At 72.5% G+C, this 26,473-nt stretch carries 28 protein-coding genes and 1 pseudogene; 15 read left to right on the plus strand and 14 right to left on the minus strand.

From position 1 onward, the window contains the following. The first annotated feature begins 119 nt into the window (after positions 1–119). The 3 genes from R2740_RS01150 to R2740_RS01160 are packed head-to-tail and all read left to right on the plus strand — an operon-like array spanning position 120 to position 2,484. A complete protein-coding gene (locus tag R2740_RS01150) occupies positions 120–1,037 on the plus strand; it encodes a PfkB family carbohydrate kinase (RefSeq protein WP_371300850.1) in 918 nt (305 codons plus the stop codon). A gap of 2 nt (positions 1,038–1,039) precedes the next feature. Then, the gene (truA, locus tag R2740_RS01155; RefSeq protein ID WP_371300851.1) at positions 1,040–1,876 is read left to right on the plus strand and encodes a tRNA pseudouridine(38-40) synthase TruA; all 837 of its coding nucleotides are present in this window, start codon (positions 1,040–1,042) and stop codon (positions 1,874–1,876) included. Next, positions 1,873–2,484 (plus strand): class I SAM-dependent methyltransferase, encoded by a 612-nt coding sequence (locus tag R2740_RS01160; protein WP_371300852.1) that lies wholly within the window; start codon positions 1,873–1,875, stop codon positions 2,482–2,484. The genes truA and R2740_RS01160 overlap by 4 nt, the downstream gene beginning before the upstream one ends. Positions 2,485–2,505: 21 nt before the next feature. On the opposite strand, the gene R2740_RS01165 is transcribed toward R2740_RS01160, so the two are convergent. Then, a complete protein-coding gene (locus tag R2740_RS01165) occupies positions 2,506–3,003 on the minus strand; it encodes a nitroreductase/quinone reductase family protein (protein ID WP_371300853.1) in 498 nt (165 codons plus the stop codon). Positions 3,004–3,092: 89 nt separating this feature from the next. Here R2740_RS01165 and mgrA point away from each other — a divergent pair, with 89 nt between their 5' ends. Continuing rightward, positions 3,093–4,133, plus strand: coding sequence for an L-glyceraldehyde 3-phosphate reductase (gene mgrA, locus R2740_RS01170; RefSeq protein WP_371300854.1), 1,041 nt, complete (start codon positions 3,093–3,095; stop codon positions 4,131–4,133). On the opposite strand, the gene R2740_RS01175 is transcribed toward mgrA, so the two are convergent. The 6 genes from R2740_RS01175 to R2740_RS01200 are packed head-to-tail and all read right to left on the minus strand — an operon-like array spanning position 4,115 to position 7,623. Next, entirely contained in the window at positions 4,115–4,333 is a 219-nt protein-coding gene (locus tag R2740_RS01175; protein ID WP_371300855.1) for a ferredoxin, read from the minus strand. The genes mgrA and R2740_RS01175 overlap by 19 nt on opposite strands. Further along, entirely contained in the window at positions 4,330–5,502 is a 1,173-nt protein-coding gene (locus R2740_RS01180; protein ID WP_371300856.1) for an NADH-ubiquinone oxidoreductase-F iron-sulfur binding region domain-containing protein, read from the minus strand. The genes R2740_RS01175 and R2740_RS01180 overlap by 4 nt, the downstream gene beginning before the upstream one ends. After that, positions 5,502–6,071 (minus strand): ferric reductase-like transmembrane domain-containing protein, encoded by a 570-nt coding sequence (locus tag R2740_RS01185; RefSeq protein ID WP_371300857.1) that lies wholly within the window; start codon positions 6,069–6,071, stop codon positions 5,502–5,504. Before R2740_RS01185 ends, R2740_RS01180 begins: the two co-directional genes overlap by 1 nt. After that, complete coding sequence (locus R2740_RS01190) at positions 6,068–6,985, minus strand: FAD:protein FMN transferase (protein WP_371300858.1); 918 nt, start codon at positions 6,983–6,985, stop codon at positions 6,068–6,070. The genes R2740_RS01185 and R2740_RS01190 overlap by 4 nt, the downstream gene beginning before the upstream one ends. Before the next feature lies 1 nt (position 6,986). Next, the gene (locus R2740_RS01195; RefSeq protein ID WP_371300859.1) at positions 6,987–7,253 is read right to left on the minus strand and encodes a hypothetical protein; all 267 of its coding nucleotides are present in this window, start codon (positions 7,251–7,253) and stop codon (positions 6,987–6,989) included. 43 nt (positions 7,254–7,296) lie between these two features. Continuing rightward, positions 7,297–7,623: a hypothetical protein gene (locus tag R2740_RS01200; RefSeq protein ID WP_371300860.1), complete on the minus strand. Its 327-nt coding sequence runs from the start codon at positions 7,621–7,623 to the stop codon at positions 7,297–7,299. A gap of 127 nt (positions 7,624–7,750) precedes the next feature. Here R2740_RS01200 and R2740_RS01205 point away from each other — a divergent pair, with 127 nt between their 5' ends. From R2740_RS01205 to R2740_RS01230, 6 genes are all read left to right on the plus strand, one after another. After that, the gene (locus R2740_RS01205) at positions 7,751–7,885 is read left to right on the plus strand and encodes a hypothetical protein (RefSeq protein ID WP_371300861.1); all 135 of its coding nucleotides are present in this window, start codon (positions 7,751–7,753) and stop codon (positions 7,883–7,885) included. 48 nt (positions 7,886–7,933) lie between these two features. After that, entirely contained in the window at positions 7,934–8,425 is a 492-nt protein-coding gene (locus tag R2740_RS01210) for a SigE family RNA polymerase sigma factor (protein WP_371300862.1), read from the plus strand. Beyond that, positions 8,418–9,428, plus strand: a complete 1,011-nt coding sequence (locus tag R2740_RS01215) for a hypothetical protein (protein ID WP_371300863.1) — start codon at positions 8,418–8,420, stop codon at positions 9,426–9,428. Before R2740_RS01210 ends, R2740_RS01215 begins: the two co-directional genes overlap by 8 nt. A gap of 153 nt (positions 9,429–9,581) precedes the next feature. Next, complete coding sequence (locus R2740_RS01220; protein ID WP_371300864.1) at positions 9,582–10,373, plus strand: DUF559 domain-containing protein; 792 nt, start codon at positions 9,582–9,584, stop codon at positions 10,371–10,373. A 43-nt stretch (positions 10,374–10,416) separates the two neighbouring features. Then, complete coding sequence (locus tag R2740_RS01225) at positions 10,417–12,111, plus strand: ABC-F family ATP-binding cassette domain-containing protein (protein ID WP_371300865.1); 1,695 nt, start codon at positions 10,417–10,419, stop codon at positions 12,109–12,111. A gap of 96 nt (positions 12,112–12,207) precedes the next feature. Further along, a complete protein-coding gene (locus R2740_RS01230; RefSeq protein ID WP_371300866.1) occupies positions 12,208–12,720 on the plus strand; it encodes a calcium-binding protein in 513 nt (170 codons plus the stop codon). Between the two features lie 60 nt (positions 12,721–12,780). Here R2740_RS01230 and R2740_RS01235 read toward each other — a convergent pair whose 3' ends face one another. From R2740_RS01235 to R2740_RS01245, 3 genes are all read right to left on the minus strand, one after another. Continuing rightward, the gene (locus tag R2740_RS01235) at positions 12,781–14,004 is read right to left on the minus strand and encodes a S1C family serine protease (RefSeq protein WP_371300867.1); all 1,224 of its coding nucleotides are present in this window, start codon (positions 14,002–14,004) and stop codon (positions 12,781–12,783) included. A 118-nt stretch (positions 14,005–14,122) separates the two neighbouring features. After that, on the minus strand, positions 14,123–14,683 hold the full coding sequence (locus R2740_RS01240) for an MOSC domain-containing protein (protein WP_371300868.1): 561 nt from the start codon (positions 14,681–14,683) through the stop codon (positions 14,123–14,125). Between the two features lie 75 nt (positions 14,684–14,758). Beyond that, a complete protein-coding gene (locus tag R2740_RS01245) occupies positions 14,759–15,961 on the minus strand; it encodes a Dyp-type peroxidase (protein ID WP_371300869.1) in 1,203 nt (400 codons plus the stop codon). Positions 15,962–16,096: 135 nt separating this feature from the next. Between R2740_RS01245 and R2740_RS01250 the strand changes: the two genes are divergently transcribed. Continuing rightward, the gene (locus R2740_RS01250) at positions 16,097–17,674 is read left to right on the plus strand and encodes a long-chain-fatty-acid--CoA ligase (protein ID WP_371300870.1); all 1,578 of its coding nucleotides are present in this window, start codon (positions 16,097–16,099) and stop codon (positions 17,672–17,674) included. A 3-nt stretch (positions 17,675–17,677) separates the two neighbouring features. On the opposite strand, the pseudogene R2740_RS01255 reads toward R2740_RS01250, so the two are convergent. Continuing rightward, positions 17,678–19,014: pseudogene (locus R2740_RS01255) on the minus strand (citrate synthase). A 274-nt stretch (positions 19,015–19,288) separates the two neighbouring features. Between R2740_RS01255 and rplM the strand changes: the two are divergent. Genes rplM through glmM form a run of 3 tightly spaced genes read left to right on the plus strand, consistent with a single transcriptional unit; the run spans position 19,289 to position 21,622 of the window. Next, positions 19,289–19,732, plus strand: a complete 444-nt coding sequence (gene rplM / locus R2740_RS01260) for a 50S ribosomal protein L13 (protein ID WP_371300871.1) — start codon at positions 19,289–19,291, stop codon at positions 19,730–19,732. 21 nt (positions 19,733–19,753) lie between these two features. Continuing rightward, the gene (gene rpsI, locus R2740_RS01265; protein WP_371301166.1) at positions 19,754–20,254 is read left to right on the plus strand and encodes a 30S ribosomal protein S9; all 501 of its coding nucleotides are present in this window, start codon (positions 19,754–19,756) and stop codon (positions 20,252–20,254) included. 21 nt (positions 20,255–20,275) lie between these two features. Beyond that, entirely contained in the window at positions 20,276–21,622 is a 1,347-nt protein-coding gene (glmM, locus tag R2740_RS01270) for a phosphoglucosamine mutase (RefSeq protein ID WP_371300872.1), read from the plus strand. A gap of 7 nt (positions 21,623–21,629) precedes the next feature. Here the strand turns inward: glmM and R2740_RS01275 are convergent, their stop codons facing one another. Beyond that, positions 21,630–22,151 carry a histidine phosphatase family protein gene (locus R2740_RS01275; protein WP_371300873.1) on the minus strand — a complete coding sequence of 174 codons (522 nt, stop codon included), beginning with the start codon at positions 22,149–22,151 and terminating at the stop codon, positions 21,630–21,632. A gap of 290 nt (positions 22,152–22,441) precedes the next feature. Beyond that, a complete protein-coding gene (locus R2740_RS01280) occupies positions 22,442–22,759 on the minus strand; it encodes a hypothetical protein (RefSeq protein ID WP_371300874.1) in 318 nt (105 codons plus the stop codon). Between the two features lie 1,238 nt (positions 22,760–23,997). Here R2740_RS01280 and R2740_RS01285 point away from each other — a divergent pair. Continuing rightward, entirely contained in the window at positions 23,998–25,506 is a 1,509-nt protein-coding gene (locus R2740_RS01285; RefSeq protein ID WP_371300875.1) for a M1 family metallopeptidase, read from the plus strand. Here R2740_RS01285 and coaA read toward each other — a convergent pair. After that, positions 25,482–26,447: a type I pantothenate kinase gene (gene coaA / locus R2740_RS01290; RefSeq protein ID WP_371300876.1), complete on the minus strand. Its 966-nt coding sequence runs from the start codon at positions 26,445–26,447 to the stop codon at positions 25,482–25,484. The genes R2740_RS01285 and coaA overlap by 25 nt on opposite strands. Between the last annotated feature and the right edge of the window lie 26 nt (positions 26,448–26,473).

Consider the following 26,473-nt stretch of genomic DNA (forward strand, 5'->3'; position numbering starts at 1 on the left):
GTCACTCACGGTGACGGCCCCGCCCCGACCACGGTCGGCGCGGGGCCGTCGCGCGTGCAGCCCGGACCGCGGTCCGAGGCCCGGTCGAGGATCTCCGAGCCATGCGCCAGACTGCTCCCATGCAACCCGTGGCGCTGGTGGTGGGCGAGGCCCTGGTCGATGTCGTGCACCGAAGCGACGACAGCGTCACCGAGTTCCCCGGCGGCAGTGCCGCGAACGCGGCCGTCGCCCTCAGCCGGCTGGGCCGAGCCACCTGGTTCCACACCTGTTTCGTGGACGACCACTACGGACGGATGCTGCGCGGCCACCTCGAGTCCGCGGGCGTCGAGCTGGCCAGCGACCCGGCGGCGATCGACCATTCCTCCTCCGCGGTGGCCACCATCGGTCCGGACGGCGGGGCGTCGTACGTGTTCGACATCAGCTGGCACCTCAACCCGCTCGACCTGCCGGACGACGTCGACCCGGTGATGCTGCACACCAGCTCGCTCGCGGCGGTGCTCTCGCCCGGCGCCGAGGAGGTGCTCGGCGTGGTCACCGGGCTGCGCGACCGCGCGCTGGTCAGCTATGACGTCAACGCCCGTCCGGCGGTGACCGGCACCGGACCCGACGTGGTCACCAAGGTCGAGCGGCTCGCCGCGGTCGCCGACGTCCTCAAGGCCTCCGACGAGGACCTGGAGGCGCTCTACCCGGAGCGCTCCGTCGCCGAGTCCTCCCGCGCACTGCTGGCGCTGGGGCCGTCGGTGGTGGTGGTGACCCGGGGCGGTGACGGTGCCGACTGGTTCACCCGCGACGAGGAGGGGACGGTGGCTGCGGTCGCCGTCGCGGTGGCCGACACCATCGGCGCCGGCGACACCTTCGGTGCGGCTCTGCTCGACGCGCTGTGGGAGCGCGGGCTCGCCGGCGCCGCCCATCGCGACGAGCTGGCCGCACTGCCGGGCGACGCCTGGCGCGAGCTCATCGGGTACGCCGTCCGCGCGGCCGCCGTCACCGTGTCGCGCCCCGGCGCCGACCCGCCGCACCGACACGAGCTGGACTGACGGTGCGGGTCCGGGTCGACCTGGCCTACGACGGGGCCGGGTTCCACGGCTGGGCGCGGCAGCCCGGCCTCCGCACCGTCCAGGGCGAGCTGGAGACCGCCCTCGCCACGGTGCTGCGGGTGCCCGAGGTGTCGGTCACCTGCGCGGGTCGCACCGACACCGGCGTGCACGCCCGCGGGCAGGTCTGCCACCTCGACGTGGCCGACGACGCGCTGACGGGGGCCGCCGGCCGGTCCACCGGGGCCCCGGCGCGGGCGGTGGCCACCCGGCTCAACGGACTGCTTCCCGCCGACGTGCGCGTGCGCGCGCTGCGCGGCGTTCCCGACGACTTCGACGCGCGCGTCTCGGCGCTGTGGCGGCGCTACGCCTACCGGGTCGCCGACGACCCGGGCACCGTGGACCCCCTCACCCGGGGCCATGTGCTGAGCTGGCGACACCCCCTCGACCTGGAGGCGATGAACCTCGCGGGAGGCGCGCTGCTGGGCGAGCACGACTTCGCGGCGTTCTGCAAGCGCCGCGAGGGGGCGACGACGGTGCGGACCCTGCTCGACCTGCAGTGGGCTCGCGACGCGTCGGGCGTCGCCGTCGCCACCGTGCGCGCCGACGCCTTCTGCCACCACATGGTGCGCTCGCTGATGGGCGCGCTGCTCGCGGCGGGGGAGGGACGCCGGCCACCGGACTGGCCCGCCGGCGTGCTGCGGGCCGGGGTGCGCGACTCCGCGGTCCCGGTGCTGCCCGCACACGCGCTCACCCTCGAGGAGGTCGGCTATCCCGCCGACGACGAGCTCGGCGCTCGAGCCGAGGCGTCCCGGCGGATGCGGTCCGTGGAGGCGCCGTGAGCGACGAGCACTACTTCTCCGCCGACCCGAGCACGCCGTTCGAGCGCACCCGGGTGACCTGCACGGTCTGGGGCCACGAGCTGTCCCTCGACAGCGGCTCGGGGGTGTTCTCGCACGGGCGGCTGGACCCCGGCACGGCGGTGCTGTTCCGCGAGACCGAGCCTCCGTCGGGTGGCCGGCTGCTCGACCTGGGCTGCGGCTGGGGGGTGATCGGTCTGGCCCTGGCGGTGGCCCGGCCCTCGGCCGAGGTCACGGGTGTCGACGTCAACGAGCGGGCGCTCCGGCTGGCCCGCGAGAACGCCGACCGGCTCGGCGTGGCCGCCCGCTTCACCGCGTCGCCGCCGCAGCAGGTCGCCGCCGAGGCGGCGTTCGACGAGATCTGGTCGAACCCGCCGATCCGGATCGGCAAGCAGGCGCTCCATGCGCTGCTGCTGACCTGGCTGCCGCGGCTGGCGCCGGGTGGGCGCGCGGTGCTGGTGGTCGGCAAGAACCTCGGCGCCGACTCGCTGCAGCGCTGGCTCGGCGAGCAGGGGTGGCCGACGGTCCGGCTCGCCTCGGCCAAGGGCTTCCGGGTGCTCGAGGTCCGCCGGGCCGGCAAGGGAGGCTGAGGTCCGGCCCCGCGCTGGACGTCAGGTCTGGGTGAGCCGGAGCACCGGAATGTGGCGCCCGATCGCGTCGGTGCGAGCGCGGTAGTCGGCGTACCCGGCGTAGACACGCTCAGCCAGCCCGAACAGCCGCTCGTAGTCGTCGGGATCGGTGACCTCGGCCGCGGTGAAGGTGAGGTCGTTGAGCCGGCAGTCGGGGTGAGCCACGAGGTTGTGGTACCACGCCGGGTGGCGGTCGCGGCCGAAGCTCGACGCCACCACGATGACGTCGCTGTCGTCGTGGAAGTACACCACCGGCACCTCCCGCAGCCGCCCCGACCGAGCACCGGTCGTCGTCAGGGTGGCCGTGGGGAGCGGGCCCACCAGACGCAGCCGGCCGCCACTGGCACGCAGCAACATGGCGTCGACGGGCGAGGCCAGGTGGATGCCGTACCACCGTCCGAACGGGGTGCGGGCCAGGCGCTCCCACTGTCGTTGCAGGGTGCTCTTGCGCGCGAGCGGGTCGACATGGGTTAGCCGCATGAGTGGTCACGCTAGCGCGGGTCGGCGGGGCCCGCGAGACTCACCGGGGCCCGGTGCCTCGAGTGCCCCCACCACGGCAGGATGGCCCCATGACCTACGACGCCGCGCCGGACCGCTACGACACCATGGACTACCGCTTCACCGGGCGCAGTGGGCTGCAGCTGCCCGCGCTGTCCCTGGGACTGTGGCAGAACTTCGGCACCGACCGCCCCGAGGAGACCCAGCGCGCGATCCTCCGGCGGGCCTTCGACCGGGGGGTGACCCACATCGACCTGGCCAACAACTACGGTCCCCCCTACGGCCGGGCCGAGGAGAACTTCGGGCGCTACCTGCGTGACGACTTCGCGCCCTACCGCGACGAGCTGGTCATCTCGACCAAGGCCGGCTATGACATGTGGCCAGGGCCCTACGGGCAGGGTGGCGGCTCGCGGAAGTACGTCCTGGCCTCGCTCGACCAGTCGCTGCGCCGGATGGGGCTCGACTACGTCGACATCTTCTACAGCCACCGCTTCGACCCCGAGACGCCGCTCGAGGAGACGATGATGGCGCTCGACCAGGCGGTGCGCTCCGGTCGGGCGCTGTATGTCGGCATCTCGTCGTACTCCGCCGAACGGACCCGGGAGGCCGCCTCGATCGCCCGCGACCTGGGCACCCCGCTGCTCATCCACCAGCCGTCGTACTCCATGTTCAACCGCTGGATCGAGAACGGCCTGCTCGACGAGCTGGAGACCCAGGGCATGGGCTGCATCGTGTTCACCGCGCTCGCCCAGGGCCTGCTCACCGACCGCTACCTGAGCGGCATCCCCGCCGACTCGCGTGCGGCTCGCGAGGACTCGTCGCTGACCGGGTTGGACGACGACGTCCTGGCCCGGGTACGCCGGCTCCACGAGGTCGCGGCCGCGCGCGGGCAGAAGCTCGCCCAGCTGGCGCTGCAGTGGGCGCTGCGCGACCCGCGAGTGACCTCCGCGGTGATCGGGGCCTCGTCGGTCGAGCAGCTCGACACCAACCTGGACGCGCTGTCCTTCGCGCCGCTCACCGACGAGGAGCTGGCCCTCATCGACCGCGACGCCGTCGAGTCGGGCGTCAACCTGTGGGCCAGGTCGGCCGAGGCCTACGACGACGAGGACTGAACCAGCCGCAGGGCCATCAGCGGGCACGACCGCACCGCGTGCTCGGCGTGCTCGCCCAGCCCTCGCGGCACCACCGGGTCGCGCTCGCCGGTGCGTGACACGGGGAACCCCCAGTCGTCCACGGTGAACAGCTCGGGCAGCAGCTCGGCGCACGAGCCGTGCCCGTCGCAGCGGGTCCAGTCCACATGTAGCCGGGTCATCGCGGGCCTCCGCTGAGCTCGGTGGGGCACCAGCCGGCGAGGTGGGCCGCCACGTGGGCGTCGAACACGCGCATCGTGGAGCCGACCAGCCGGGCGGTGCCGTCGGGGTGGGCGCAGGCGCCGCGGCCGACGACCAGGCCACGCAGCCGATCGATCTCCGCGGGGAGCCGGGCGTCGCGGGCTCCGTGGGCGAGCCGTTGCAGGGAGTCGGCCATCCGCGGGAGCCCGTTGAGACAGGGACCGCACTGCGCGGCCGACTCGCCGGCGAGGTAGGACGCCATGTCGGCGGCCGCCCGCAGCGGGCAGGCGTCTCCGCTCAGGACGTGGACGATGCCCGCGCCGACGGACGCGCCGTGGGGTGCCAGGTCGGCCCTGGTCAGCCGGGTGCCGAAGTCGGAGGCGAGCACCCAGGCCCCGTGGTAGCCGCCGACCAGCACCGCCTGCACCCCCGGGTGCGGGCGGGCAGCGGCGATCAGGTCGGCGATGGTGGTGCCGCGGGCGGCCTCGACCACACCCTCGTGGTCGACGGCGCCGGTGATCGTGAACAGCGAGGTCCCCGGGTCGTCGGCCAGCCCCACCGAGCGGAACCAGCCGGCACCGAAGCGCGCGGCCAGGGCCAGGTGGGCCAGGGTCTCGACGTTGGACACGAGGGTCGGCCGCCCGTCGAGCCCGCGGGTCGTGACGCGGGTGAGGGGGTCGCGGGGGACCGGCGGCCGCCCCTCGAGCTGGTTGAGCAGGGCGGTCTCCTGCCCGGCGACGAAGCCGCCGGAGAGGTGCTGGACGTCGACGCCGCGTGAGCGGGCCGCCGCCTGTGCCGGTCGAGGGTCGATCTCGGGGCCGACCGCCAGCAGGGTGCGCTTGGCCCGCAGTGCTCGGGAGACGAGCTCGAGTCCGTCGAGGACCAGGCCCGGGGCCTGCGTCAGCAGCACGGCGTCCTTGTGGCTGAGCGGCTCCCCCTCCATGCCGTTGCCGACGACCGCGGGAGCCCTGCCGGCCTCCGCGACCGAGCGCAGCTTGATGGCCGAGGGGAAGCCGGCGCCACCGCGGCCGGTCAGGCCGGTCTCCTCGGCGAGCCGGACCAGCTGGTCCAGGGAGAGCGTGGGCAGCGGACCGAACGGGCCGGGCGAGAGCAGTCGCTGGGTGGTGACGGGCGGGTCGAGGACGGTCATCACGGCCTCCCGACCAGCGAGCGGGGGGTGCGCCGCCAGCCGCGGCCGGCGTACGACGGGGTGAGCCGCCAGATCGCGGCGGACGCGACCGCGGCCACGGAGACCGCAGCGGTGCCGATCATCCAGGGCGAGGAGGCGTCGGTGCCGTTGCCGAGGGCGTGCACCAGGGCGATCGGCCACAGCGCGTAGGTCGCCCAGTGGACCGCCTTGAAGACGCGGGGTCCGACCCGGTGGCGCAGCAGGCTGACGACGGTGATGACGCCGAGCAGGTCGAAGGCGAGCGTGCCGAGCCCGAGCCAGACCGGCTTGTAGCTGCCCAGGAACGGGATCACGGCGTCGACCACCTTGAGCTGGGCGTAGGGGTCGAAGAACAGGGTCACCACGTGGGCGACCACCAGCGCGGTGCCGGTGAGGGCCGTGGTGCGGTGGAGGTCGGCGGCACCGAAGCGGCCGAGTCCGGGCAGCGGTCGCCCCGAGCGGGTGACGATCCCGAGGACCAGGGAGATCGTGAACATCACCAGGGCGACGATGCCGGTGCCGCGGCCCAGGGCCCAGAGTGCCTCGTTCATGCCGCCACCTCGTGGGGCCAGCCGCCGAGGAGGCGGACCCGTCGGTCCTGGTCGACCAGCCGGGCCGGCAGCCCCTGGGCGGCCAGCCAGGCGGCGCCCTCGACGCCCTTGGCCAGGGTGGCGGTGGCGGCGGCGTTGGCCTCCGCGCAGGTCGCCCCCACCACGCTCACGGTGCGCCACGGCGTGCGGGCCGGCCGCGAGGTGGTGGGGTCGACCACGTGGTGCGCGGTCCGGTCGCCGCGACGCCAGGTCCGGCGCACGGCGCTGGAGGTCGCCAGCGCCGAACCTGCGTCGAGCGCCACATGGGCGGCCGGGTCGTCGTGGGTGTCCTGGACGACGATCTGCCAGAGCCCGGTGGGCGCCGGTCCCGCGGTGGCGATGTCGCCACCCAGGCTGACCAGGACACCGGTGCCGAGCCGGCTTGCCACCGCGGCGGCGCAGCGGTCGGCGGCGACGGCCTTGGCGGTGGCGCCGAGGTCGAGCTCGGCGCCCTCGGGGAGCGTGAGCGTGGCGCCGTCGAAGGCGAGGGTGCGCCAGCCAGGAGTGCGACGGACCCGCGCCACCGGCCGGTCGCCGGTGAGGTCGAGGAGCGTGATGTCGCGGTCGTAGCCCAGGTCGGCGATGGTGCCGCCCACCGTGGGGTCGACCGCGCCGCCGGTACGCCGAGCCGCGGTCAGTGCCTCGGTCAGCAGGTCGGCGAGCATGGGCGACACGGCCGTCGGGCGGCCGCCCCGGAGCCGGCGTACCTCGGAGTCGGGGCGGAACCGGCTCGCCGCCAGCTCCACCTCGTCGAGGATCTCGTCGACGATGTCCTTGGCGGCCGGGAGTGTCTCGGCGCGGGTGACGACCAGGCGCGCCGTGGTGGACCACAGCTCCCAGTCGGCGCTCGCCCAGCAGGGCTCGGTGGCGGACATGTCAGGAGCCCGAGCTGGTGGCGTGGCTGGCGGTGGACGTGCTGCCGGTGGAGACGCCTGTGGACTGGCTGCTGGACGACTGGCTGGTCGACTCGCTGCTGGCGGCGGTGGTGTCGGTGTTCGGCCAGGCCAGCGCCACGGTGGCGCCGGCGGAGGTGACCAGCGCGCCGGCGACGATGGCGCCGGCGACGGCCTTGGTGCGGCGGGCCTGGGTCGAGCGGCGACGGGGGCTCTGTTCGGGTGGCTGGGGAGCCGGGATCGGGGTCATGGTGAGTGCCTTCTTTCGGTGCCGAGGTCGGGGGTGGGTCTGCTCAGGAGCCGGAGCTGTGGGTGGAGGGGCCGCTGTTCTGGCCGCTGCTCTGGCCGGGCGGAGGGGCGAGGTTGCCCTGCTGAGGCGGGTTGGCGGCGCCGAACCCGCCGTCGTCGTCGGACTCGCGCCCGCCGTCGTCACCGCCCTGCTGCGGCTGCTGGAAGGACTGGCTCTGGCCGGTCGTCCCGCCGTTGAGCGCGTCCTGCTGGTCGCCCAGGTGGAGGGTGGGGATGACGAGCACGGTGGCGGTGCCCAGGGCGGCGACGACGCCGGTGCCGATCACGGCGACGGTGGCGACCCGGGTGGTCCTCAGCTGGTTCTGTCTCATGTCCCTTACGCTCCGCCCGCTGCCTGTGTGCTACCTGTGAGGGCCTGTGCGTCGCCCTGTCGGTTCGCTGAGGGATCACTGAGACCCCGGCGCGGGCTCGGCGCCGGGCGGGTCCTACAGTCGAGGGGTGAGCGAGGTCCGGCCCCCGGAGGGGCAGTTCGAGCCGCCGCCCTCGAAGCGGCAGCTGTTGCTGGTGGCCGTCGCCGTCGTCGCCGTCACGCTGCTGCTCGCCGCGCTGGCGATCAGTGTGGTCATCTTCTGAGGTTGCGCCGCAACAGATCCGGCGCTCGCGCGTTCTAGGGTCGTGAGCGTGACGGCGGAGCCGGACTTCGAGTCCTGGGTGACGGCGCGGGGACCGGCCCTGCTCCGCCTCGCCTTCGTCGTCTCCGGTGACGCCGCCGAGGCGGAGGATCTCGTGCAGGAGGCGCTCTCGCGGGCCTATCCCCGCTGGAGGCGCATCTCCGCGATGGAGCACCCGGAGGCCTACGTCCGGCGGATCATCCTCAACACCCACACCTCGTGGTGGCGGCGCCGGCGACGCGAGCGCCCGGTGCCGCAGCTGCCGGAGCGTGGCGTGGAGGCGTCGGTGGGCGACGAGCTGGGGCTGTGGCGGGCCAGCCTCGAGCTGCCTCGTGACCAGCGGGTGGCGCTGGTGCTGCGCTACTACGAGGGCCTGGAGTACGCCGAGATCGCCGCGCTGACCGGTGTCCGGGAGGGGAGCGTGCGTTCCCGGGTGTCGCGCGGCCTGGCTGCGCTGCGCGCGGCGCTCGCCGAGTCCGAGATGGAGGTGCACGATGGCTGACCTGGAGACGCTGCTGCGGGAGTCCTTCTCGGCGGCCGGCGAGGGGGCCCCGGAGGTGGCCGGCCTGGCGGCGGCCGCCCAGCGGCGCTCGCGGCGCCGGCGTACGGTCCGGGCGGTGGTGGGGTCGGGGGCGGCCGTCGCGGCGGTCAGCGTGGGGCTCGTCTGGGTGAACAGCAGTCCGCCGGCGGCGGACCGGGAGGTGCCGACGACGTTCGACTCACCGCTGGGCTCGGTGCCTTCCGGTTGGCGGGTGGAGACGTGGCGCGACCTGACGATGCGGGTGCCTGCCGACTGGGGCTATGGCGACGTGACGCAGTGGTGCGTCGGCAGCCCTCGGGACGGGAGCGACATTCGCCCGGTCGTGCAGCGACCCGAGGGCGCCAGCACCGATGTCGGCTGCGTCCCCCAGGTCGGCTACGGCCTCGTGTTCGGCACCGACGACGTTCCCGCCGGTCCCTTCCCGGAGGGCGCCTGGACCGGCAGCGTGACGGAAGGCCACGGGTCGGCGTTCGTGATCGCCCCGACCGAGGAGCTCGGCCGGGAGATCCTCGGCTCCGCCCGCGCGGTCAGCGAGGACCGCAACGGCTGCTGGACCACTGCGGAGCTGCGCGACGGCAACCGAGCCGGGCCTGCGGACGTCGTCCGCGGCGGCGCCGTGTGTCGCTATGACGCCGACGGCTGGCTGGTGCAGAGCGAGCACCTGTCGGCCGGGCAGGCCGCGCGGGCGCTGGACGCGGTGCGGGCGGCACCTCTCGCGAGCGCGGACTACGACTGTCCGCAGGCACCCGTCCGCTGGTCGACGGTGGTGCTGCGCTTGGGAGACGATGCGCTGCGTGAGGCCCGCGTCGTCTGGGAGTCCGACTGTCCCGGCAACAACGGCGTCTTCCTGTCGGGGGTTCGCCGCCAGCTGACTGCCGACGTCCTCTACTGGGCGCTCTCACCCGGCTGGTCCGGTGGGCTGCCCGGCGACGTCCCGCTGCCCGACCACCTGCGCCGGCGCTGAGCTCCCGCGCCGATCAACCACTCGGACAGACAATCGGCCCCGTATGTCGGCGACGCGCGCGTGGAGGTGAGCAGCGGGAGCTCGATTGTCTGTCCGAGTGGTTGCTGTGGATGAGGACGCCCGCCCCGGCCGAGTGAGCGCGACGATGAAGAGATGGAAGCGGCGTCGGCCCTGGAGCGGCTGGGGGGCGTCGCGACCGCCGGGGAGGTCGCCGCGCTCAGCTCGCGACAGCGGGTGCGCAGTGCGGTGGCGCGGGGCGAGATCGTCCGGCTCCACCGTGGCCGCCTTGCCCTCGCGAGCGCCGCAACCGCCCGCAAGGACGCCGCGGCCGTCAGCGGCGTCGTCTCCCATCTGAGCGCGGCGCTCCACTGGGGGTGGAAGGTGGCGTGGGTGCCGGAGCTCGTGTGGGTCACGGTTCCGCGCACGCGGCATCCGCGCGCGTTCAGGTCCGGACGGGTGCGACTGGTGTTCGCCGACCTGGCGCCGGACCAGGTGACCGACGGCGTCACCAGCCCCCTGCGGACGGTGCTCGACTGCGCCGAGGAGCTCCGCACCGCGGCCGCTCACGAGCGAGGCCCCGGCTCGGCGCAGTCGCGGGAGGTCGCCGGCCATGCCACCCACCTGGCCGCCAACCCGTTCGAGTCGGTGCTGCGGGCGATCGTGCTGGAGTTCCCCCACCTCCGGGCCGAGCCGCAGGGCGCGGTCGTGACCAGACATCGCACCTACCACCCCGATCTGCTCGTCCGCCGACTACAGCTGGCCCTCGAGGCCGACTCGTGGGAGTTCCACACCGGCAAGGACGCCCATGCCCGCGACTGCGTGCGCTACACCGAGCTGACCCTGGCCGGCTGGCGGGTGCTGCGGTTCACCTGGGAGCAGGTGATGCAGCATCCGGCGTACGTCCGCGAGGTGCTGGCCGTGGTCGGCGCCGACCGGGCCGCCTAATCCGGATGCGCCGACCGGGCGGCGTACCGGAGAATGGCGCCCCGTGGGTCACGTGGACGTCGCCGGTGTGCGCTTCGAGCTCCCCGACGGGCGGGTGCTGCTCGATGACGTGTCCTTCCGGGTCGGGGAGGGCGCCAAGGTGGCGCTGGTCGGGGCCAACGGCGCCGGCAAGACCACGCTGCTGCGGATCGTCACCGGCGATCTCGCCCCGCATGCCGGCGCGGTGACCCGGTCGGGCGGGCTCGGCGTGATGCGGCAGTTCGTCGGGCACGGAGTGGTCGAGGGGAGCGCCGAGCCGACGGTGGCCGACCTGCTGCTCTCGGTGGCGCCGGCGCGGGTCCGGCGCGCCCACGCCGAGGTGGACGCCTGCGAGCTGGCGCTGATGGACGCCGACGACGAGGCCACCCAGATGCGCTACGCCGGCGCGCTGGCGGAGTACGCCGACGCGGGAGGCTACGACCTCGAGGTGACCTGGGACGTCTGCACCACGGCATCGATGGGGCTGCCGTTCGACCGGGCCAAGCACCGCAGCCTGCGCACCCTCTCCGGAGGGGAGCAGAAGCGGCTGGTGCTGGAGTACCTCCTGCGCGGCCCCGACGAGGTGCTGCTGCTCGACGAGCCCGACAACTACCTCGACGTGCCGGGCAAGATCTGGCTCGAGGAGCGGATCCGCGAGTCCGACAAGACCATCATGTTCATCTCCCACGATCGCGAGCTGCTCGCCAACACCGCCACCCGGATCGTCACCGTCGAGCTCGGCAGCGCCGGCAACCGGGTCTGGACGCACCCGGGTGGGTTCGCGTCCTACCACCAGGCGCGCCGCGACCGGTTCGCGCGCTTCGAGGAGCTGCGCCGCCGCTGGGACGAGGAGCACGCCAAGCTCAAGGCCCTGGTGCTGATGTACAAGCAGAAGGCTGCCTACAACGACGCCATGGCCAGCCGCTACCAGGCGGCGCAGACCCGGCTGCGGAAGTTCGAGGAGGCCGGCCCGCCGACCGAGCAGCCCCGGGAGCAGCAGGTGCGGATGCGGCTCCAGGGCGGCCGCACCGGCAAGCGCGCCGTGGTCTGCGAGAACCTCGAGCTGACCCGGCTGATGCGGGCCTTCGACCTGGAGGTGTGGTACGGCGAGCGGGTCGCGGTCCTCGGCTCCAACGGCTCCGGCAAGTCGCACTTCCTCCGGCTGCTCGCCGGCGGCGGCAGCGACCCCGACGTGGAGCACCGGCCGGTGGGCGAGGTGCCGATCGCCCCGGTCGACCACACCGGCCGGGCCAAGCTGGGGGCCCGGGTGCGACCCGGATGGTTCGTGCAGACCCACGAGCATCCCGAGCTCGAAGGCCGGACCCTGCTGGAGATCCTGCACCGCGGCGACGACCACCGCGACGGGATGGGGCGCGAGCAGGCCAGCCGGGTGCTCGACCGCTATGAGCTGAGCGTCGCCGCCGAGCAGCGCTTCGAGTCGCTGTCGGGCGGCCAGCAGGCGCGCTTCCAGATCCTGCTGCTCGAGCTCTCGGGGGCGACCCTGCTGCTGCTCGACGAGCCGACCGACAACCTCGACGTGGAGTCGGCCGAGGCGCTCGAGGACGGCCTCGAGGCCTTCGAGGGGACCGTGCTCGCGGTCACCCACGACCGGTGGTTCGCCCGCGGTTTCGACCGGTTCCTGGTGTTCGGCGCGGACGGTGAGGTCTACGAGAGCGACGGGCCCGTGTGGACCGAGGGGCGGGTCCAGCGCGCCCGCTGACAGTTGCGCCTCGCGCGCCCAGCGGTGTGCAATGGATGCTCTCTCGGGGATCGACCGGCTCGTGGACGGGTCGGCGGGCAACCGGAGGACCCCACCATGAAGCTCGCGATGATCGCGTTGGCCGTCGCCGGCACGGTCATCGCCACGGGCGTGTGGGGTGGGGACGACGCGGTGTTGGCCGGGCACCCGAGCGCCGAGCATCTGGGCGGCTCGTCCGCCGACGACGTCATCGTGGCGGAGGCCGGCGACGACCGGATCGTTGCCGGTGAGGGCGACGACGTGGTGCTCGCGGGCGCCGGCGACGATGCGGTCAGAGGCGGCGCCGGCGCCGACGAGCTGCGCGGTGGGCCCGGCGACGACCGCCTCGACGGAGGTGACGACGACGCCCGCGACCGGGTGGTCGGCGGGCCGGGCGACGACCGGCTGTTCGTGCGCGGCCCCGACGTGGCCGTCGCGGGCAGTGGCGACGACCGGATCATCGCCGTGCGGAGCGCCGTCGGGACGTCGTACCGCTGCGGGCCGGGGGTCGACGTGCTGGTGCTGGTGAAGCCGGCCGGAGAGGTGCACCCGCACGGCTGCGAGCACGTGCGGTTCGTCGGCTCCGGCTAGCCGACGATGGTCGCCGGCCAGGGGCAGCAGGCACCGAGCCGCCCCCGGCCGGACGTCTTGTCAGCCGGTCGTCGCGTCCGACGCCAGCGTCACCGTGGCGGTCTCGGTCTGCCCGTCGCGCGACCAGGTGATCTCCACCTTGTCGCCGGGTCGGTAGGACCGGACGGTCGCGACCAGCGAGTCGGGACCGGTGATCAGGGTGTCGTCGACCTTGGTGATCACGTCGCCCACCTGGATGCCGGCCTTCTGCGCCGGCGAGCCGTCGTTGACCTGGCTCACCTGGGCACCGTCGATCAGGCTCTGGTTGCTCCCGGAGAGCGCGCCGACGCCGATGCCGATCCGGGCGTGGGTCGGGGTCTCGCCGTTGATCATCTGGTCGACGATCGGCATCACCTCGTCGATCGGGATCGAGAAGCCCAGGCCGATGGAGCCGGACTCGCCGGTCGTGCTGTCGGAGGCGGTGCGGATCGAGGAGTTGATGCCGACGACGGCGCCGCTCATGTCGACCAGCGGGCCACCGCTGTTGCCGGGGTTGATCGCCGCGTCGGTCTGGATCGCGGGATAGGTCGTGGAGTTGCCCTGGGAGTCGGAGCCGACGTTGACCGGCCGGTTGAGGGCGCTGACGATGCCGCTGGTCACGGTGGACTCGAGCCCGAACGGCGACCCGATCGCGACGACCTCCTGGCCGACGTCGAGGTTGCTCGACTTGCCGATCGTGGCGGGCGTCAGGCCGGAGACGCCCTCGGCCTGGATCACCGCGGTGTCGGTGAGCGGGTCGGTGCCGAGGACCTTGGCGTCGGCGTGCGACCCGTCGTCGAAGGAGACCCGGATGCTGCCACCGTTGCCGGCCAGCTCGACCACGTGGTTGTTGGTGAGGATCTGGCCGTCGGCGCTGAGGATGATGCCCGAGCCGGAGCCGGCGCCCTGGGAGCCGGAGACGTCGATCTTGACCACCGAGGGGAGCACGGCGGCGGCCACCGCCTCCACCGACCCCTGGGCCGGCGCGTTGTCGCCCTGGTCGACCACGGGGGTGGTGGTGCGGGCTGTGGACGCGGACGAGGAAGGGTCGTCATGAGTCGCGGTCCACAGCGCCGCACCACCCACCCCGGCGCCGCCGCCGACCAGCAGGGAGGCCGCCACTACCGTCGCAGCGAAGGCCCCTCGCCGTGGCCGCTCCGTGGGCGGCGTTGCCGGGCCGGCGACGTACGGCGGCTGGCCGTACATGCCGTGGACCGGCGGGGGAAGCGGGGTCGTCGGCTCGGGTGAGCCGGCGGGGTCTGTCATCGTGCCCCGAGGGGCAGGGGTGCCTGGTTCGTGCTCCATGCCTCCGAGCGTGGTGGGTCAGGCTGTGAACTGTCTGAGACGGTGCTGGGGGCGGGTGAAGAAGTGCGGGCGGCCGATCTCAGAGCTTGCGCACCGGGTCGCCGGGTCGCACGCTGCCGGGCTGCACGACGCGGGCGTTGAAGCCGCGAAGCCGCAGCTCCTTGCCCTCCTCGGAGTTGACGAACGCCACGGCGTCGTCGCCGAACCGGGCTCGGAACTTGGCGCAGCCGTTGTGCGGCTTCTTGGTCACCTCGATGACGGCGCCGCCGGCGTCGGGGTCGCCGATCGCCAGCCGAGTCCCGGTGGGCAGGTTGGTGTGGGAGATGTCGAGGTCGACGAACAGCTGGTCGCCGGCGAGCGCCTGCTCCTCGGGGCGCTCGGCCAGCAGCGCCACCATCCGTGCGCTCATCACGTTGAGCTGGGCCTCCAGATGGCGACCCTCGGCGATGGCGTGGGAGGTGGCCCGCGAGAGCCAGTTGTCGCCGACCAGCCCGTCGGCCGGGTCCAGACGGCCCTCGGCCAGGATCTCGCGCTGGTCGACGGCGGGCCGTCGTACGACGAGGGCCAGCGTGCCTTCGGCGGCGGGCGCGGCGCGCAGGTGGTCGAGGGCGGCGGTCAGCTCGGTGGCGGTCGCGGTCATGGGTCGAGTCTGGCACCCCTGTCCAGCGGGTTTCCCCGTCCGCGACGCCTCACCCCACCGTCTGCGACGCCTCGGCTAGGTGAGGAGGGTGTCGCCGAGCCAGCCGTCCTCGGCGAAGCCGGGCAGGATCGCGAACTCGGCGCTGCCGATCGCGGTGGTCCACTCGTTGAGGGCGTCGCCGCGGTCGAGGCGGCGCTGGATCGGGACGAACTGGTCGCCGAGGTCGGCCTGGAAGGAGCAGAAGACCAGCCCGGAGTCGCGGCCGCCGGTCTCGGGGTCGTAGGTCGTGTAGTTGAGGCCGCGGCGCAGGATCCGGCGGCCGCCGTTCTGCTGCGGGTGGGAGAGACGCATGTGGGCGTCGGACGCGATCACCGGGCGGCCGTCCTCGGTCGCGTCGAAGTCGGGGAGGTCTCGCTCGGCGGCGCCGGTGAGTGGCGCGCCGACATCGAGGTCGCGGCCCACCGAGGCCTCCTGCTCGGCGCGGGTGAGGGTGTCCCAGGTGTCGAGGTCCATGCTGATCCGGCGCACCACCATCGTGGTGCCGCCCGCGAACCAGTCGGGGGTCTTGGTCCAGACCGTGGCGTCGAAGAGCGGGTCGTCGGGGAGCAGGTTGCCGGTGCCGTCGACCTGACCGAAGAGGTTGCGCCCGGTGGTGGGGGCCTGATGGGAGTCGAGCCCGCGCCAGGAGCCGTCCTGCTCCCAGCGGAGCGTCGCGAACGGCTCGGCATCCAGCAGCAGCCGGCGCAGCGTGTGGGTGACGGTGGTGTCGTCGGCCGCGCCCACCATGACCATCAGGTCGCCGCCGGACCAGCGCTGCTGGAGCCGGTCGTGGTCGAAGGCGGGGATGCGCACCAGGGCAGGTGGGCGGGCGTCGGCCAGACCGACCTTGTCGAACAGGGCATAGCCCCACCCGACGACCACGGACAGGTCGACGTTGCCCTGGGCCAGGTCACGGGCGGTGTCGCCGGGCGCGGGTCGGCCCTGCGTCGCCGCGGCGATGCTGCCGCTCCACAGTCGCATCAGGCGGCCCAGCGCGGCGGCGTCGAGATCGTCGTGCACGTCGAGGGCCACGATGCGGTTGGCCCGCGGGGTCGGCGCCGTGACGCCGGGCTGGTGGGTGCCGAAGGGGCTGATGGTGCCGGGCACGGTGGGCTGCGGACCGGCCGAGGCCGGTGTCTCGAGCTGGGTGGCGGCGATCGCCCCCGTGGCCAGGCCCAGGCCGCCGGCGCCGGCGTACCCGAGCAGGCCGCGGCGCGTCGTCCGGGTCTGGTCGGGCATCGGGTCTCCTCGGTCGCGGGCACTCCTACGGTACGTCGTACCCCCGGCCGCCGCGGGCGGACCCCGCAACCCGAGCCTTGCCACCCCGGTCGGCCCGTGCCAGATTCGGGAGCACCCCGCAGCCCGAGGAGTGCCATGTCCGAGCCTGCCCCCACGCCCCAGTTCGTCGACGAACGGCTCGCCTGGTGGGCCGAGACCACGCCCGACGCCGCTGCGATGGCCTATCTCGACCGGAGCTGGACCTGGTCGGAGTGGAACCAACGGGTACGCCGGGCCGCCGGCGCCCTGCGCGACCTCGGCGTCGGCCGCGGTGACGTCGTGGCCTTCCTCGACAAGAACCACCCGGCCTGCGTGGAGGTCTCGCTGGCGGCCGGCTCGCTCGGAGCCGCCAACGCGATCATCAACTGGCGGCTGGCCGGCGCCGAGGTCGACTACGCGGTCAACGACGCCGGGGCGCGGGTGCTGTTCGTCGGTAGCGAGCTGATGCCGACCGTGGAGGCGCTCCGCGACCGACTCCCGAAGGTCGAGCACGTCGTCGAGGTCACCCCCGACGGAGCCGACGGCGACGCCTACGAGGCGCTGCTCGCGGCCGCCACGCCGCTGTCCCGCCCCGACGAGGTGGAGCCCGACGACGTCTGCCTGGTGATGTACTCCTCCGGCACCACCGGCCACCCCAAGGGGGTGATGCTGACGCACACCAACATGGTCGAGCACACGATCAACGCCCACGACGGCTGGGACTTCGAGCCCGGAGACAGGTCGATGGTGTCGATGCCGCTGTTCCACGTCGGCGGGTCGTCGTACGTCCTGTTCGGCATCCACGACGGGATCCCGAGCGTGATGACCCGGGAGCCCGACGCTGCCTCGCTGGCCGGGGCGATCATGGCCGGCGCCAACGTCACCTTCCTGGTGCCCGCCGTGCTCGCGCAGGTGCTGCAGAGCGGCCCCGAGGCGATCGCGCTGTTCGGCCGGCTCAAGACCTACACCTACGGCGCGGCACCGATGCCGCTGCCGCTGCTGCGTGCGGCGATGGCGGCCTGGCCGGAGACGGACTTCATCCAGGTCTACGGGCTGACCGAGGTGGCCGGCGTCGCCACCCACCTGATGCCCGAGGCGCACCGCGACGCCGACCATCCGGAGCGCCTGGTCTCCGCGGGGCAGCCGCTGCCGGGGGTGGAGGTGCGGATCGTCGACCCCGCCTCGCTGCAGGACCTGCCGGTCGGGGAGCACGGCGAGATCTGGCTGCGGACCCGGCAGCTGATGAAGGGCTTCCTCGGCAAGCCCGAGGAGACCGCGAAGGTGATCACCGACGACGGCTGGTTCCGCACCGGCGACATGGGCCGGGTCGACGACGGGGGGTTCGTCTTCGTCCAGGACCGCCTCAAGGACATGATCATCAGTGGCGGCGAGAACATCTACTCACCGGAGGTCGAGCGGGTGCTGGCCGAGCACCCGTCGGTGATGGAGGTCGCCATCATCGGGGTGCCCGACGACCGCTGGGGCGAGACCGTCAAGGCGGTCGTCTCGCTCAAGCCCGACACGGAGGCCACCGAGGCCGAGCTGATCGACTGGTGCAAGCAGTCGCTCGCGGCCTTCAAGTGCCCGACCTCGGTGGACATCATCGAGGCACTGCCGCGCAACCCGACGGGCAAGATCCTCAAGCGGGAGCTGCGCCGGCCCTACTGGGAGGGCCGGGACTCCGCGGTGGTCTGAGGCTCAGGCCCAGCGCTCGGAGGCGGGCGTGAAGTCGAGCGTGCGGTCGCCGGTGTAGATCTGCTTGGGCCGGGCGATCTTCTGCTCCTTGTCCTGCACGAGCTCCTCCCACTGCGCCAGCCAGCCGGGGGTCCGGCCGATGGCGAACAGCACGGTGAACATCTCGGGCGGGAACTGGAAGGCCTCGTAGATCAGGCCGGAGTAAAAGTCGACGTTGGGGTAGAGCTTGCGGGAGACGAAGTAGTCGTCCTCGAGGGCGATCTTCTCCAGCTCCTGGGCGATCTTGAGCAGCGGGTTGACCCCGGTGACCTCGAAGACGTCGTCGCAGGCCTTCTTGATGATCTTGGCGCGCGGGTCGTAGTTCTTGTAGACCCGGTGGCCGAAGCCCATCAGCCGCTCGTTGCCGTTCTTGACGCCCTCGATGAACGCCGGGATGTTCTCCATGGAGCCGATCCGGCGGAGCATCCGCAGCACCGCCTCGTTGGCGCCGCCGTGCAGCGGCCCGAAGAGCGCGGCGACCCCGGCCGCGACGGCGGAGTAGGGGTCGACCTGGCTGGAGCCGACCGAGCGGACGGCGTTGGTGGAGCAGTTCTGCTCGTGGTCGGCGTGCAGGATGAACAGCACGTCGAGCGCCTTGACCAGCCGCTCGTCGGCCTCGAACTTCTGCTCGCTCATCTTGAAGAGCATCGAGAGGAAGTTGGCGGTGTAGCCCAGGTCGTTGTCGGGGTAGACGTAGGGCTTGCCCTGCGCGTGCCGGAAGGCCCAGGCGCCGAGGGTCGGCATCTTCGCGATCATCCGGATGATCTGGATCTCACGGGAGTGGGCGTCGGAGATGTTGCGGGCGTCGGGGTAGAACGTCGAGAGCGCGCCGACGGAGGCCATCAGCATGCCCATCGGGTGGGCGTCGTAGCGGAAGCCCTGCATGAAGCCCTTGACGTTCTCGTGGACGAACGTGTGGTAGGTGATGTGGTGCACCCACTCGTCGTACTGCTCCTTGGTGGGAGCTCGCCCCAGATGAGCAGGTAGGCGACCTCGAGGAAGGTGGACTTCTCCGCAAGCTGCTCGATCGGGTAGCCGCGGTACTCGAGGATGCCCTTCTCGCCGTCGATGAAGGTCACCGAGGAGCGGCACGACGCCGTGTTGACGAAGCCGGGGTCATAGACGCTCAGCCCGGGTTCGTCGGCGTCGGCGCGGATGGCTCCGAGGTCGCCGGCCTTGATGGCGCCGTCGACGATCGGGAGGTCGTACTCCTGGCCGGTCCGGTTGTCGCGAACGGTCAGGGAGGAGGTTCCGGCAGCCGGTACGTCGGTCACGTCGGCTCCTTCGTGGGTCGAGGTCATCGACCTCTAACCTAGACCCGGTCCAGAAGGCGTGCGAACCCGGTGCTCGCTGGGTGGTCGTCCACGTGCGACCAGCGGTGCTGCCGTTTTGACCCTCCCAGCGCCACGCCGGTAGTCTGAGCGGTCGCGACTCCTGCCGCGCCCACGCCTCGCACGAGGGTGGGTGCAGACCCGGATGAAGAGAAGCCGGGCAGTGTTCGTCAGAGGTCGCGGCTCCATCACCCCGGTCGGTGCAACCGCCTGGCCGGGTCCGACGAACAAGTGAGGCTCCATCGTGCGCACGTACAGCCCGAAGCCTGGCGATGTCACCCGTGAGTGGCTGGTCATCGACGCCACCGACGTCCGCCTCGGCCGGCTCGCGGTCCAGGTCGCGAACCTGCTCCGCGGCAAGCACAAGGCGATCTTCGCCCCCCACGTCGACACCGGTGACTTCGTCATCGTCGTCAACGCCGACAAGGTCTCCCTGTCGGGCAACAAGAAGGTCACCAAGATGGCCTACCGTCACTCCGGCTACCCGGGTGGCCTCTCCGCCACGCCGTTCGGCGAGCTGCTGGAGAAGGACCCGCGCAAGGCCATCGAGAAGGCCGTCTGGGGCATGCTCCCCAAGAACAAGCTCGGCCGCCAGATGCTGAAGAAGCTCAAGGTCTACGCCGGCCCCGACCACCCGCACGCGGCCCAGCAGGCCACCCCGTTCGAGATCTCCCGGGTCTCCCAGTAAGGACTTCGATCAGTGACCGAGATGACCAACGACATGAACGACGCCGCTGAGGAGACCTTCGAGGTCAACGAGGAGGGCGTGGCCTACACCTCCGAGAGCTCGGCCTCCGACGGCCCGGCCAAGCCCGCGACCATCGCCCCCGCCGCGGCCACCGGCCGTCGCAAGGAGGCTGTCGCCCGGGTCCGGATCGTGCCCGGCTCCGGCAGCTGGCGGATCAACGGCCGCACGCTCGACTCCTACTTCCCCAACAAGCTGCACCAGCAGGTCGTCAACGAGCCGTTCGCGGCGCTCGGCCTCGAGGGACGCTTCGACGTCATCGCCCGCATCCACGGCGGCGGCATCACCGGCCAGGCCGGCGCGCTGCGCCTCGGTGTGGCTCGGGCCCTCAACGACGTGGACGCCGAGGCGAACCGGCCGACGCTGAAGAAGGCCGGGCTGCTCACCCGCGACGCCCGCGTGATCGAGCGCAAGAAGGCCGGCCTGAAGAAGGCCCGGAAGGCGCCCCAGTACAGCAAGCGCTGATCGCTGCCGAGCACGGCGAGCATGGCGCGACTGTTCGGCACGGACGGGGTCCGGGGCCTGGCCAACGGTGATCTCACCGCGGAGCTGGCCCTGGACCTTTCCGCTGCGGCCGCCCAGGTGCTGGGCGATCGGGGCGACTTCGCCGGCCACCGGCCGAGGGCGGTCGTCGGTCGCGACACCCGGGTCTCCGGACAGTTCCTGGAGGCCGCGGTGGTGGCCGGGCTGGCGTCTGCCGGAGTCGACGTACTCCTGCTCGGGGTGCTGCCGACCCCCGGTGTCGCCTATCTCACCGATACGCTCGGGGCCGACCTGGGCGTCGTGCTGTCGGCGTCGCACAACCCGATGCCCGACAACGGCATCAAGTTCCTGGCGCGAGGCGGCCACAAGCTCGACGACGCCGTGGAGATCGCGATCGAGCGGCGGATGCGCGAGGAGTGGCAGCGCCCGGTCGGCGCCGGCGTCGGGCGGGTGGAGGCGCATGAGAGCGCCGTCGAGGAGTACGCCGCCCATCTGGTGCGCACCATCGACCATCCGCTGGCCGGCCTGCGGGTGGTCGTCGACTGTGCCGAGGGCGCCGCGTGGGACGCGGGGCCCCGGGCGCTGGCCGATGCGGGTGCCGACGTCACCGCGATCCACGCGATGCCCGACGGGCTCAACATCAACGACGGCTGCGGCTCCACCCATCTGGAGTCGCTCCAGGCCGCGGTGATCAAGGACGGCGCGGACGTGGGCTTCGCCCTCGACGGCGACGCCGACCGCTGCCTGGCCGTCGACCACGAGGGCAACGTCGTCGACGGCGACCAGATCCTCGCCGTGCTCGCGCTGTCCTTGAAGGAGCAGGGCCGGCTGGTCAAGGACACCGTCGTCGCCACCGTGATGAGCAACCTCGGCTTCGTGCAGGCGATGCGCGAGCACGGGGTCGCCGTCCGCCGGACGAAGGTCGGCGACCGCTACGTGCTCGAGGCGATGAAGGTGTCCGGCTACTCGCTGGGCGGCGAGCAGTCCGGGCACGTGATCATGTCCGACCACGCCACCACCGGCGACGGCATCCTCACCGCGATCCAGGTGCTCGAGCGGATGGCCACCACCGGGCGGTCGCTGCAGGAGCTGGCGTCGGTGATGACCCGCCTGCCGCAGGTGCTCGTCAACGTCGCCGACGTCGACAAGTCTCGTGCCGACGAGGACGCCGTCCTGGCCGCCGCCGTCGCGGAGGAGGAGGCCGCGCTCGGCGACCGCGGCCGGATCCTGCTGCGCCCCTCCGGCACCGAGTCGCTGGTGCGGGTGATGGTCGAGGCGCCCACCGACGACGAGGCGCGCTCCGTCGCCGACCGGCTGGCCGGCGTGGTGCGGGCGCAGCTGGCGCTGTGAGCCGGCGCTAGATCCCGAGCCGGATCACGTCGGGGAAGCGCAGCTGGCTCCAGAACTCGCCGGCCGCGGCTCCGTCCGCCACGTGGCCGCAGGCGGTCAGCCAGGCGGTCATCGCCATGCCGTGGGTGGCGACGACGAGGGCTGCCCGCTCCGGTCGGTGGCGGTCGATCGCCGACTGCATCCGGGTCGCGGCCTCGCCGGGAGTCTCCCAGCCGTCGTGCCGTCCATCCAGGCGGCCCTCGACCCACGCGCGCCTGCGAGCGGCCACCTCGTCGTCGAAGGGCTCACCAGGGCGGAGCACCTCAGCGAAGCCGTCGTCGGTGACAATCCGGTCGGCAGGTCGGTCGATGCCGAGGGCGAGCGTCTCCACGGCCTTGATCTCCGGGCTCGACACGGCCGTGGGCGTCCGGGGCAGGTCGGCACGCAGCGCGCGGGCCGCGATGCGCCCCTCCCGCGAGAGTCGCCACGAGTCCGGGGATCGGTGGGGATCCACCTCGGGCATGGCATGGCGCACCAGGAAGAGCTCCATGGCTGCCGACTCTCTCACCCTGGAACCGAACCCGTAGCGTCCTCGGGCGTGCCGATGACCCCGCGGCGGCTGGGTGCGGCGGGGTGTCGGGGCGGGGTGGCTACTGGTCGGGTGGGTCGGGGTCGCTGTTGTCGTCGCTGTCGATGAGGTGGAGGCAGCCGCCGGCCGAGGGTGGGCGGGGGTGACGTCGCGGGTGCCGGTGTGGTCGACGAGGAGCCGGTAGCCGTGCGGGGTCGACCAGAGATAGGTCCCGGGTTCGATGACGGCGTAGCGCCACGGGGTGTGGGTCTTCAACCGGTGATGGCTCCGGCAGAGTGGGGCGATGTTGCAGAGCAGGTCGGCCCCGGTCGGGGTCGGAGCTCGTCGAACGGGACCACGTGGTCGTGGTCGCACCGTCGGGCTGGTCTGGTGCACCACGGGAACACACAGTGCCCGTCGCGGTGGTCGACCAGGGTCTTGAGGCGGTCGGGGACCTCGTACTGATCCACCCGCACATGCCCCGCCAGGTCCAGGACCGGCTTGACGGTCACCGTCGCGTCGGGGTGGCCACACCACGCCCGGATGGCGTCGGCGTCGATCGGGGTGCGGGTGTTCTCACACCGCCCCACCCCGCCCTTCGCCGGTGAGTGCCTGCTCGGAGAGGTGGAGGAACAACGTCACCGGCCGCCGCGGGCCAGCGGTCGCCCCCGGGGTCACTGTCGTAGGAGAGGGCGAGCTGGGTCCGGGACATCTCCCCCAACGCGGTCGCCCGGCGGGCATCCAACGACTCGGTCGACCCGGCGATCTTCAGCTGCTCGGCACCGGCAGCGAGCGCCTGGTCGAGGTGCAGGGCGTCGGCCAGGTCCAGCTCACCGAGACGGCGACGGTGCCGGTGAAGGACACCTGATCGGTGTGCACGTCCACCCGCCGGGTGTCCGCACCTCGGGGTGGGGTTCTCGGGGTCCTCCCGCTCCACCCCGTCACAGCGGATCTTCGCTTCCAGGATCAGCTGGTCGAGCTGACGGTCGAGACCCGCCCCGCCACGATCGCGACCTGACGATCCACGAACCCCGCCGCAGCCGGAGAGCGGAAGGGTGGCATCGGCGACCAAGGTCGCCCGCCACGCCGGCACCGCACCCGCCTGCACCTGCGCCCACAGCTCCGGCAGCCGGTAGCACAGCTCCAACGCCCGCCCGACCAACCGACGCCCGGCATCGGTGGTCAGCCCCAGCGCGGTGGCGAACTCCGCCACCGCGAACTCCGCGATGTCCGGGGCACCCACACCGGCCAAGAGCACGACGTTGCCGGACTCCCACCAGTACGCCGCATCCCCGTGTCCGTCGGCTCGTGCAGCGCCGCCCACTCCACCGCCGCCACCAGCTTCGCCGCCGCAGCCGCCTGCTCCGCACGCATCGCCGCCCGAGCCGTCGCCAACACCCGATCCGGAGACCCCGGCACCGGGACCTCCGCGAACGCGCTGGCTGACTGACTCATACCCCAAGCCAACCAGGCACCACCGACAATCACGCCTGCTCAGACCCTGTCTGTCCCACCTCGTGAGACAACAATCGAAGAAATTCTCGGACCGGTTCCTGGGTCGGAAACCACCACCGCAATGGGCCGGAGCGCGAAGCAGACCCGGCAGCCGCCGTACCACAGCAACAACCAGCGGACCCCCGCTCGTCACTGCCAGGCACCGCAACCACAGCGGACCCTGCGCCCGCCAGACGCGTGGTTTCGAGACGCTCGCTCCGCGAGCTCCTCGACCATCGGAGGCTTCGTGAACCCCGCGGTTCGCGCCAGCACGACGTAGAGTCGCCGAGAGCCCGGGGAGGGCTGCACCGAGCACGGGGGAGAAGCAGGGAGCATGAGCACGACCCGCACCGTCACCAGACTCGCAGCGATCGCGGCGACGGCTGCGGTCGCGCTGCCGAGTGCGGCGTACGCCGTGCCGTCGCCGGGCGCGGACGGCGCGGGCGACCCGTACTTCCCGACGTACGGCAACGGCGGGTACGACGTCGGCCACTACGACATCCACGTCGACTACGGCGTGGCCACTCACAAGCTCAAGGGCGTCACCACGGTCAAGGCGACGGCGACCCAGGACCTCTCCAGCTTCAACCTCGACCTGGCGCTCAAGGCCAGCAAGGTCACCGTCGACGGTGTCGACGCCGGCTTCAGCCAGAGCGGACAGGAGCTGGTCGTCACCCCGGTCGACCCGATCCTCACCGACGACACGTTCGCCGTCACCGTGACGTACGCCGGCAACCCGGCGGCCCACTCCGACGCCAACCTGGGCGGCTGGTTCCTCACCAGCGACGGGGCCATCGCCGCGGGCGAGCCCGAGGTGGCGGCGGTGTGGTACCCGTCGAACGACCACCCGAGCGACAAGGCGAGCTTCGACGTCTATGTCACCACCAAGGCCACCAAGAAGGTGATCGGCAACGGCGTGCTGCGCGGGGTGAAGAAGCTCGGCGCCAAGAAGCGCTGGCACTGGAAGACCGCCGAGCAGATGACGACCTACCTGGCGACCGTCGTGATCGGCGACTACCGCATCACCCGGGGCCGGACCAAGAAGGGCGTGCCCTGGCTCAACGCCGTCACCACCAAGATCTCGAAGGGCCAGCGCCAGGCCGCCGTCCTCAGCCTCGAGAAGACCCCCGCCATCGTCGACTTCTACAGCAGCAAGTTCGGCGCCTACCCGTTCTCGATCACCGGCGGCATCATCGGCAACGCGTCGTTCGGCTTCTCCCTGGAGAACCAGACCCGCCCGATCTACTCCAAGGTGTTCTTCGGATCCGGCGCCGCCGGAGCCAACACCGAGGTGGTCGCCCACGAGCTCGCACACATGTGGTGGGGAGACTCGGTGAGCGTCAGCCAGTGGAAGGACATCTGGCTCAACGAGGGCTTCGCGACCTGGTCGAGCTGGCTGTGGGCCCAGCGGCAGAAGGGCGTGACGCTCAACGGCATCTTCCGCAGCTACTACCGCTACTACCGCGGCAACGCGGCGTTCTGGACCATCCGCGTCGACGACCCCGGCCCCGACGACGTCTTCGACTGGGCGGTCTACGACCGGGGCGCGATGGCCGTGCAGGCCCTGCGCAACAGGATCGGCGCGACTGCCCACACCAAGCTGCTGCGCAAGTGGGCCCGGGTGAAGAAGTACGGCAACGGCTCGGTCGCTGAGTTCGAGGCGATGGCCGAGCAGGTCTCCGGCAAGGACCTCACCGACTTCTTCGACGCCTGGCTGCACCAGACCACCCGGCCGCTGCCGAGCAAGGCGCTCGGCTTCCCCGCGTCGATGCTCGGGCGGCCCACCACGCCGGCCAAGCCGCTGCCCGTCGCCCCGGATCAGAGCTTGCGCAGGCGGATGTAGCGCACCGAGTGGTCGGTGTCCTTGCGCAGCACCAGCGTGGCGCGGGAGCGGGTCGGCGCGATGTTCTGGGCGAGGTTGGGGCCGTTGATCTCGTCCCAGATCCGGCTGGCCTCGGCGACCGCCTCCGCCTCCGTCAGGGAGGCGTACTTCGCGAAGTACGACGCCGGGTCGCGGAACGCCGTCTCGCGCAGCCTCAGGAACCGCTCGACGTACCACCGGCGGATGTCGGACATCGCGGCGTCGACGTAGACCGAGAAGTCGAAGAAGTCGCTCACCGCGAGGCTGCTGCGGCCGTCGGCCCCGCCGCGCGTCGGCTGGAGCACGTTGAGTCCCTCGACGATGACGATGTCGGGACGCTGGATGACCACGGGGTTGTCCGGCAGCACGTCATAGACGAGATGCGAGTAGCGCGGCGCCAGCACCTCGTCCTTGCCGGACTTGATGTCCATCACGAAGCGGAGCAGCCCGCGCCGGTCGTAGGACTCGGGGAAGCCCTTGCGGTGCATGATCCCGCGGCGTTCGAGCTCGGCGTTGGGCAGCAGGAAGCCGTCGGTGGTCACCAGCGCGACGTGGGGGTGCTCCGGCCAGTGGGCGAGCATCTGCTGCAGCACGCGCGCGGTCGTGGACTTGCCCACCGCGACCGAGCCGGCGAGGCCGATCACGAACGGCGTGCGCGGCGGCTGTGGCCGGTGCAGGAACGCCTCCTGCTCGCGGTGCAGGGCGCCGGCGGAGCCGACGTACATGCTGAGCAGGCGGGAGAGCGGGAGGTAGACCTGCTCGACCTCGTCGAGGTCCAGTGCGTCGCCGAGACCGCGCAGGCGGCTGATCTCCTCGGGGCTGAGCGGGCTCTCGGTGGCCTGGCTGAGCGCCGCCCACGCGGCCCGCTCCAGCTCGACGTACGGCGAGGGCTCGCGGCCGTTCTCCGCGCCGGGGCCTGCCATGCGGAGCATTGTTGCAGGGCCGCGTC

Source organism: Nocardioides sp. (assembly GCF_041393715.1).
In the GTDB taxonomy this organism is placed as follows: Bacteria; Actinomycetota; Actinomycetes; order Propionibacteriales; family Nocardioidaceae; genus Nocardioides.